The following is a 7525-nucleotide window of genomic DNA, read 5'->3' as shown; positions in this document are numbered from 1 at the left end:
GCGAACGGCCGCCCCCGCCGCTCCGGGAGGAGCAGGGGGACGGCCGTTCGCGGCGGTCGCGGAGGACTACTCCGCGGCGCCCGCCTCACGCTGCGCCAGGGCGCGGCGTCGGAGGCCGGTGATCACAGCACCTGCACCGAGGAGGGCGAGGGCGGCGGCTCCGAGGAGACCGCCGTCGAAGCCCGTCGACGGGAGGCCGCCGGCGCCGTGGCCGGGCGCGCCCGGTCCGGCGGTCGGCGTGGAGGTGGGCTCCCCCGGTCCGGCGGTCGGCGTGGAGGTGGGCTCCCCCGGTCCGGCGGTGGGGCCGGCCGTCGGCGTCGCGGTCGGCTCCGGGGTGCCCGTGGGCTCCGGAGTCGCGGTCGGCGTCGGGGTGGGGGTGACCGCCTCGGTGACGTCGACGCTCACGAGCGACGCGAGTCCCGAGTCGGTGTAGGCGACACGGCCGAGGTAGCGGGCCGGGCCCGCCAGGTTCGACCAGGAGACCGCGTACGCGATCGGCTCGCCCTGCACGGCGTCGACCACGGCGGGGTCGGTGCTCAGCGAGCCGAGACCGTTCTCCGGAGTGATGACGAAGCTGCGGAAGTCGAACGTGACGGTCGAGGATCCCGGAGCGGTCGAGTAGACATCGGCCTGGACCGTGTACTCGCCCGGAGCGGGGTCGGCGATGTCGACGCGCTCGTCGGCCGAGCCGGTCGCCGAGGTGAAGACCTTGTCGGTGCTCTCGCTGGTGACGGTGAGGTCGAGGTCGGCCGCGTCGTCGAGCGAGTCGAGGTCGAAGCGGGCGAACTCGGCGCCCTCCGGCACCACGACGGTGGTCGTCAGCGACTTCCCCGTGGGGAGCGTCGCCGAGTGGCCGTCAGCGGCGGTGGCGTCCTCGGCGAGGACACCCTCGGCGAGACCGCTCGCGGTGAGCGGCAGCGCGCCGGTGATGCCGGGCGTGACCGTCACCGTGCCGGTGCCGGTCGAGCCGGTGCCGGAGACCTCGTAGGGCGCGTCCAGCAGGACGGGTCGCACCGCGATCGGGCTGCGGACGTCGTGCTCCGCGCTCGCCCAGGTCAGGTAGCCGGTGGCGAACTGGTTGAGCGCCGCCGAGCCGGTGGTGAAGGAGACCGTGTACTCCGCCGTCTGGCCCGCACCCGTGAAGGAGAGGGTCGAGGGCGAGACGACGGTGTCGATCCCGGCGAGGCCGTCGACCGAGGCGGTGTAGGTGCCCGCGCCGGTCGAGGTGACCGTGCGGGTCACGGTCTGCGTGCCCGCGAGGGCGCCGATCGCGATCGAGGCCTGGTTGAGGTCGGACGGGTCGATCGCGGCGATCGGGTCGATCACCGGGTTCGAGGTGAAGACGTAGCCCGCACCCTTGAGGAACGCGATCCAGTCCTCCGTGCCGCTCTGGTAGAGCAGTCCGGGGTCGAGGAACGCGGCTGGGTCGACGTGTCCGGCGCCCTGGGCGAAGACGTCCTCGGACGCGGCGCCCGACTGGTCGACGCTGTCGTAGGCGGAGGTCATCATGGCCGACTTCACCGCGGACGGCGAGGCCTTCGGGGTCGCGCCGAGGATCAGCGCGCCGAGGCCCGCCACGTGCGGCGACGACATCGAGGTGCCGGACTCGAACGCGAAGGCGGGGTCGTCGCCCTCGGCGTTGAAGCTGTCGGCGAGGATCGCGACGCCGGGCGCCGTGAGGTCGGGCTTCAGCACGTCGGCGCCGTCCGCCTCAGCGGGTCCGCGCGACGAGAAGCCGGCGACCTGCGGGACGGGGATGGAGGCTCCGGACGAGTTGCCCTCGGAGAGGGTCACGGTCGCACCGGCGGTGCCGGCGTAGGTCGTGATCGCCTGGTAGGCCTGCGAGTCGATCTGGATGCTCGGGACCGAGTGGTCGTCGACGTGCAGGGCGTTCGGGGTCGGGTTGAGCAGCAGCATGCCGATGCCGCCGGCCCGCTCGACCTCGGCCGACTTGGAGACGCGCGCGGTGACGCCCGCGGTGCAGGCGACGATCGTGCCCTTCACCTTGTCGGGGTCGAGGGTGCCGGTCTCGCAGATGGCGGGGTTCTCGGCGCCCGAGCGGACGACGTCGGCGCTGTTCACCAGCGGTCCGGTGACGTCCTCGTGGACCGAGATGGATCCTCCGACGAACTTCTGGCCGTCGCCGAGAGCGGCGGTCGCGGTGTAGGTCGGGATGGAGGACGCGGCGACCGTGGTGTACCAGGGCGACGCGTGGTCGAGCGTGGAGGCGCCCGCGCCCGAGTTGCCGGCCGAGGCCGCGACGAAGACGCCGGCGGCGGCGGCGTTGAGGAACGCCTCGTCGATCGCGGTCAGGGTCGAGGTGGCCGAGCCGCCGCCGATCGAGAAGTTGATGACGTCGACGCCGTCCTTGGTCGCGGCGTCGATGGCCGCGAGGATGCCCGCTCCGGAGCAGAAGTCGTCGTCGTCGGTGCCCTCGTCGGGTCCGTTCCAGCAGACCTTGTACGCGGCGACCTTGGCGGCCGGGGCGACTCCGGAGATCTTCCCGTAGTCGTAGCCGTCGACGCTCGCCTCGACGCCGTTGTTGCCGGCTGCCGTGCTCGCGGTGTGCGAGCCGTGTCCGTCGGCGTCGCGCGGGGAGCGGTACTCGGGGTTGTCCGTCGAGCCGACCTCCTCGTCCGCGAGGAACCAGCGTGCGCCGATGAGCTTCTGGTTGCACTCGTCGCCGTCCCACTGCTCGGAGGCGGGGAGCCCCGGCGAGCAGGAGCCGACGAAGGTGCCGCCGTCCGACTTCACGAAGGAGGTGGTGGTGCCGTCCGTGTAGGGGGCCGCTCCGGGCGAGGTCGCCAGGGGCGGGCCTGCGAAGGAGGGGTTCTCGGGCGCGATGCCGGAGTCGATGACGCCGACGACGACGCCCTCGCCCGCCTTGTCGATGCCGCCCAGCTTCTGCCAGACGCCGTTCTCGCCCTCGAGGCCGAGGAAGTCGGTGGAGCGCTGCTGTCCGGTGTCGGGCACGGGGGTACCGGCGGCGGCCGCGGCGAGCGGCGAGGCCTGCGCGGCGCGGTCGACCTTCAGGTTCTCGACCTTGCGGACCTGGGCGACGTCGCGGCGGCTCGCGAGCTCGCCCGCCTGCTCGCCCGAGAGGGTCGCGGAGAAGCCGTTGAGGGCGACGGTGTAGTGGTAGCCGATGGCGGCGTCGACCGCGGAGGCGACGTCCTCCTGGCGCTGCTCGAGGTGGGCGGAGTAGTCCTCCACCGGAGCCGAGGCGGCCTGCAGCTGCGCACCGTCGACGGGCGCGGTGCGGGCGAAGCGGGCATCGCTGCCCTGGTAGGTGGCCGCGGAGGGCTCGACGAGGGTGACGACGTAGTCGCCGTCGTCGAAGCTCTGGCCGACGGAGAGCCCGCCGACGAGCGAGGCGCTGCCGGCGAGAGGGGCGGCACTGGCGCCGGTGGTGGCGAAGGCCGCGGTCGCGGCGATTCCGAGGACGGCGAGGCCCGCGAGGATGCGCCTCTCAGCGCGGCGGACGGGTGGTCGGTGGGACAGGTGGATCGGCAATCGATGTCCTTACTCACATTCGCTGGGAACCGGATCGGTTTCCACACAGAAACGACCCTACGAACTCGATTGCCCAGCTTTGTTACGAACAGGTAACGAAGTCGACGCTGAAGGGGGCCGATCCGTTGGCACTCCCCCTCCCCGAGTGCTAATTTAATCGCGTTGAGCCGGGTCGGCTCAACTCTTGGAACTCTTCGTTGCACGACTGAATGGAGTGATCTCATGGCTGTCACCTACGACCCCGTCCGCGAGCTGGACCGCCTCGCCACCGCCCTCCTCGGCTCCGGCCAGGGGCCCCGCCGGATGCCGATCGACCTGTACCGGGACGGCGACCACTACGTCCTCACCGCCGACCTCCCCGGCATCGACCCCGGGTCGGTCGACGTCGACGTGGACGGCCAGCTCCTCACCATCCGCGCCCAGCGCACCGTCGCGGGCGGCGACGACGTCACCTGGATCACCCGGGAGCGCCAGTCGGCGACCTTCGTCCGCCAGCTGAGCCTCGGCCAGGGCGTCGACACCGAGCGCATCGCCGCGTCCTACGACAACGGCGTGCTCTCGGTGACCATCCCGGTCAGCGAGAAGGCGCGCCCCCGCCGCATCGAGGTCGTCTCGACCGCCCGCCCCGAGCAGGTGCGGATCGGCGAGGCGGCCGCCGAGTAGGACGACGAGCGAGGGCCCGTCCGCGATCGTGCGGGCGGGCCCTCCGCGTGTCCGCACGCCCTACGCTGGCCGGATGCGCGCCTCCTCCTCCGACACCGCTGTCGGCGTCCTGCTCCCCCGCGATCTCCCCGCCTCCGAGGTGCTCGTCTACGCCCGCCGCGCCGAGGAGCTCGGCTTCGACGAGCTCTGGGTGGTCGAGGACCTCGGCTTCCGCGGCGGCATCGCCCAGGCCGGCGCGGTGCTCGCCGCCACCGAGCGGATCGTCGTCGGCATCGGCATCCTGCCCGCCGCCGTGCGCACGGCGGCCTTCACCGCGATGGAGCTCGGCACTCTCGCCGAACTGTTCCCCGGCCGCGTCCACGCCGGCATCGGGCACGGGATGCCGCACTGGCTGCGCGGCCTCGGCGTCTGGCCGCGCAGCCCGCTCACCCTGCTCGAGGAGCAGTTCGACGCGATCCGCTCGCTGCTCTCCGGCGAGCGCACCGACCGCTCCGGCCGCTACGTGCACGTGGACGGCCTCGTCCTGGAGTCGCCGCCCGCCGTCGTGCCGCCGCTGCTGGCCGGCGTCCGCGGACCGAAGTCGCTGGCGCTCGCGGGCCGGATCGCCGACGGGGTCGTCCTGGCCGAGCCCGTCACTCCGGAGTACCTCGCGGCGGCCCGCGGCCACCTGGGCGGCACCGGACGGATCGTCGCCTACAACGTGGCCGCCGTGGACGACGACGCGGCCGCCGCGCGCGACGCGGTCCGGCCGGGACTCGAGTGGATCGGCGAGCCGGACTGGGCGCCGCACATCGAGCCGCTCCCCTTCGCCGAGGACTTCGCCCGCCTGCGGGTCGAGAGCGCCGACCGCGCCGCCTTCGTCCGCGACCTGCCCGACGCCTGGGTCGACCAGCTGGCCGTCGTGGGCACTCCCGAGGACGCTCGTCGCCGCATCGGCCTGCTGCACGAGGCCGGTGCGTCGAGCGTCGTGCTGATGCCGTCGGGGCCCGATCCGCTCCACGCGATGGAGGACCTCGCCCGGGCGCTCTGAGGCGCTCGGCCCGGGCGCGTCCCACCGGGCCCGGAGACGCGTCCGGCCCGCAGGATCCGAGGATCGTGCGGGCCGGACGCGTCTGCCGAAGCCGGAGATCAGGCCGACATGCGGGCCTTCAGGTTCTCGTCGAGGGTCGCGAGGAACTCCTCGGTCGTCTGCCAGCCCTGCTCGGGGCCGACGAGCAGGGCGAGGTCCTTCGTCATCTTCCCGGACTCGACCGTCTTGATGACCACGTCCTCCAGGGTGAGCGAGAAGTCGATGAGCTCCTGGTTGCCGTCGAGCTTGCCGCGGTGCGCGAGACCGCGCGTCCAGGCGTAGATCGAGGCGATCGGGTTCGTCGAGGTGGGCTTGCCGGCCTGGTGCTGGCGGTAGTGGCGCGTGACGGTGCCGTGCGCCGCCTCCGCCTCGACGACGCTGCCGTCGGGCGTGGAGAGCACGGAGGTCATCAGGCCCAGCGAGCCGAAGCCCTGCGCGACGGTGTCGGACTGGACGTCGCCGTCGTAGTTCTTGCAGGCCCAGACGTAGCCGCCCTCCCACTTCATGGCCGAGGCGACCATGTCGTCGATGAGGCGGTGCTCGTAGGTGAGGCCCGCGGCGTCGAAGCGCTCCTTGAACTCGGTCTCGAAGATCTCCTCGAAGATGTCCTTGAAGCGGCCGTCGTAGGCCTTGAGGATCGTGTTCTTGGTGGAGAGGTAGACCGGGTAGTTGCGCGAGAGGCCGTAGTTCAGCGACGAGCGGGCGAAGTCGCGGATCGACGCGTCCTGGTTGTACTGGACCTGCGCGATGCCGTCGTCCGGGGCCTTGTAGACCTCGAACCTCATCGGCTCGGAGCCGTCCTCGGGCGTGAACTCGACGGTCAGCGTGCCCTTGCCCTTGAAGACGAAGTCGGTGGCGCGGTACTGGTCGCCGAACGCGTGGCGGCCGATGATGATCGGCTTGTTCCAGCCGGGGACCAGGCGCGGGATGTTCGAGATGATGATCGGCTCGCGGAAGATCACGCCGCCGAGGATGTTGCGGATCGTGCCGTTGGGCGACTTCCACATCTTCTTGAGGCCGAACTCCTCGACGCGGGCCTCGTCGGGGGTGATGGTCGCGCACTTCACGCCGACGCCGTGCTTCTGGATGGCGTGCGCCGCGTCGATCGTGACCTGGTCGTCCGTCTCGTCGCGGTACTCGATGCCGAGGTCGTAGTACTCGAGGTTCACGTCGAGGTACGGGTGGATGAGGGTGTCCTTGATCTTCTGCCAGATGATGCGCGTCATCTCGTCGCCGTCGAGCTCGACGACCGTTCCCTCAACCTTGATCTTGGACATTGCTCTCCCATGGTGTCGATGACCCCGCACCTGTGCGGGACGGGCGGCTCTGCACCGCTCCGGATGGCCTCCGCCAGCCTACCCGAGGCCCGAACTGTCTCGATGTCGAGACAGTTCTCGATCGTCCGCGCCGGGGCCGGCGCACGTCGCCCGACAGGAGGATGCCCGCCGTCCTGCGCCGCCGGTACAGTGACGGCATGAGTGACCTCCGCCTGGAAGAGCTGTCCGCCTCGAACATCTCCGCCGTGAACGGTCTGAGCCTCAAACCCGGCCAGGAGCAGTTCATCGCGCCGGTCTCCTACTCCGCCGCCGCCGCGGTGATCGACCCGGGCGCCTCCTGGCAGCGGGCCGTGATGGACGGCGACGAGCTGGTCGGCTTCATCCACGCGCACTTCGACCCGGAGGCGGCGGAGGAGTTCCGCAGCTGCATCTGGCGCATCAACATCGACGCGGCGAAGCAGGGCCGCGGCGTGGGCACCTTCGCCGTCCGCGCCACCGCCGACGAAGCGCGCGCCCGCGGCTTCGACACCCTCACGGTGATCTGGGAGTCCGGCGAGGACGGCCCGGAGCAGTTCTTCCGCTGGATCGGCTTCGAGGTCGTCGGCGAGACGCAGTACGGCGAGAACATCGGGGCGCTGACGCTCTGAGCGCGGCGCCGGAGGCAGCGGAGCCGGCCGACTTCGTCTCCGCCGTCCTCGAGGTGGTCGCCTCGATCCCGCCCGGCCGCGTGATGGCCTACGGCGAGATCGCCGCGGTCCTCGGCACGCGTGCGGCACGCGCGGTCGGCACGGTGATGGCCCGCTACGGCTCCGACACCGCCTGGTGGCGCGTCGTCCGCGCGGGAGGAGCGCCCCCGGTCGGCCACGAGGAGCGCGCCCGCCGGGAGTACGAGCGCGAGGGCACGCCCCTCGTCGTCACGCCGGGCGGCTGGCGCGTCGACGTGCGCAGCGCCCGCTGGCGCCCCTGAGCCGGGAGCGGCTCCGGGACGTGAGTCGCGAGCGGC

General features: G+C 72.1%; 6 protein-coding genes. 4 read left to right on the top strand and 2 right to left on the bottom strand.

From position 1 onward, the window contains the following. Positions 1-66 precede the first annotated feature (66 nt). Positions 67-3513: a S8 family serine peptidase gene (locus C5C57_RS14350; protein ID WP_104297764.1), complete on the bottom strand. Its 3447-nt coding sequence runs from the start codon at positions 3511-3513 to the stop codon at positions 67-69. Positions 3514-3735: 222 nt separating this feature from the next. Here C5C57_RS14350 and C5C57_RS14345 point away from each other — a divergent pair, with 222 nt between their 5' ends. Both C5C57_RS14345 and C5C57_RS14340 read left to right on the top strand, forming a co-directional pair. Beyond that, the gene (locus tag C5C57_RS14345; RefSeq protein WP_104227284.1) at positions 3736-4176 is read left to right on the top strand and encodes an Hsp20/alpha crystallin family protein; all 441 of its coding nucleotides are present in this window, start codon (positions 3736-3738) and stop codon (positions 4174-4176) included. A gap of 73 nt (positions 4177-4249) precedes the next feature. Then, complete coding sequence (locus C5C57_RS14340) at positions 4250-5206, top strand: LLM class flavin-dependent oxidoreductase (protein WP_104297763.1); 957 nt, start codon at positions 4250-4252, stop codon at positions 5204-5206. Between the two features lie 98 nt (positions 5207-5304). Here C5C57_RS14340 and C5C57_RS14335 read toward each other — a convergent pair whose 3' ends face one another. Next, entirely contained in the window at positions 5305-6522 is a 1218-nt protein-coding gene (locus C5C57_RS14335) for an NADP-dependent isocitrate dehydrogenase (protein ID WP_104224939.1), read from the bottom strand. A 197-nt stretch (positions 6523-6719) separates the two neighbouring features. On the opposite strand from C5C57_RS14335, the gene C5C57_RS14330 reads away from it, so the two are divergent. Then, entirely contained in the window at positions 6720-7169 is a 450-nt protein-coding gene (locus C5C57_RS14330; protein ID WP_104224946.1) for a GNAT family N-acetyltransferase, read from the top strand. Continuing rightward, complete coding sequence (locus C5C57_RS14325; protein WP_104238475.1) at positions 7166-7489, top strand: MGMT family protein; 324 nt, start codon at positions 7166-7168, stop codon at positions 7487-7489. The genes C5C57_RS14330 and C5C57_RS14325 overlap by 4 nt, the downstream gene beginning before the upstream one ends. Positions 7490-7525: the final 36 nt, after the last annotated feature.

Source organism: Rathayibacter sp. AY1C5, assembly GCF_002931705.1.
GTDB lineage: Bacteria > Actinomycetota > Actinomycetes > Actinomycetales > Microbacteriaceae > Rathayibacter.
The sequence above is the reverse complement of the archived record's forward strand: the minus strand, read 5'-3'. Positions and strand labels throughout refer to the sequence as shown.

Excerpts from the sequence above, each read along its gene's own strand:
- C5C57_RS14335 (WP_104224939.1), bottom strand. The coding sequence starts at position 6,522 with ATGTCCAAGATCAAGGTTGAGGGAACGGTCGTCGAGCTCGACGGCGAC.
- C5C57_RS14345 (WP_104227284.1), top strand. The coding sequence starts at position 3,736 with ATGGCTGTCACCTACGACCCCGTCCGCGAGCTGGACCGCCTCGCCACC.
- C5C57_RS14330 (WP_104224946.1), top strand. The coding sequence starts at position 6,720 with ATGAGTGACCTCCGCCTGGAAGAGCTGTCCGCCTCGAACATCTCCGCC.
- C5C57_RS14340 (WP_104297763.1), top strand. The coding sequence starts at position 4,250 with ATGCGCGCCTCCTCCTCCGACACCGCTGTCGGCGTCCTGCTCCCCCGC.